An 837-nucleotide genomic window follows, 5' to 3' on the forward strand; every position below is an offset into this window, starting at 1 on the left:
GAATGGACAGGCGCGTCGTTATCACCGGAGTGGGCGGCCTGTGCGGACTGGGCACCGACGCCGCCTCTATCTGGAAAGAGATGCGCGAAGGCCGCTCCGCCATCGGCCCGATCGCCAATTCCGAGCTTCATGACCTGGAGGGCATGACCGGCGCTGAGATCAAGGCGCTGCCCGAGCACGACATCGATCGCAAGCAGCTCGTCTCCATGGCCCGCTTCAGCTTGCTCGCCGTGCTTGCAGCGCGCGAAGCCATGCGGCAGGCCGGACTTTCCTGCGACGAAGGGAATGCCCATCGCTTCGGCGCTACAGTGGGCGTCGGCGGCTTGGGCTGGGATGTAATGGAGGAAACTTACCGGGCCCTCCTTTTGGACGGCGCGAGGCGAGTTGGCATCCTCGCTGTACCCAAAACGATGCCAAGCGCCGCCGCCGGCCAGGTGAGCTTGCGCCTCGGCTTGCGCGGGCCGGTGTTCGGGGTGACCTCCGCATGTGCCTCGGCCAACCATGCGATCGCCTCGGCGGTGGATCAGATCAAGCTGGGCCGGGCCGACGTAATGGTTTCCGGGGGCAGCGACGCGCCGTTCGCATGGGGCGTGCTGAAAGCATGGGAAGCAATGCGCGTGCTTTCACCCGATACCTGCCGGCCCTTCTCCGCCGATAGGAAGGGCCTGGTGCTGGGCGAGGGTGCGGGCATGGCCGTGCTGGAAAGCTACGAGCATGCCACGAGGCGTGGTGCCACAATTCTTGCCGAGATCGCCGGCGTCGGCCTTTCCGCCGATGCCTTTCACATCGCCGCGCCATCTGTCGAGGGGCCAGCGTCGGCGATGCGCGCCTGCCTTG

General features: G+C 66.4%; 1 protein-coding gene. It reads left to right on the plus strand.

Annotated elements, in window-relative coordinates; translation table 11 throughout:
- Positions 1-2: 2 nt before the first annotated feature.
- On the plus strand, positions 3-837 hold an 835-nt coding region (locus E5W87_RS35450; protein WP_292408620.1), incomplete at its 3' end, for a beta-ketoacyl synthase.

The sequence above is a fragment of the Mesorhizobium sp. genome, assembly GCF_004962925.1.
In the GTDB taxonomy this organism is placed as follows: domain Bacteria; phylum Pseudomonadota; class Alphaproteobacteria; order Rhizobiales; family Rhizobiaceae; genus Mesorhizobium.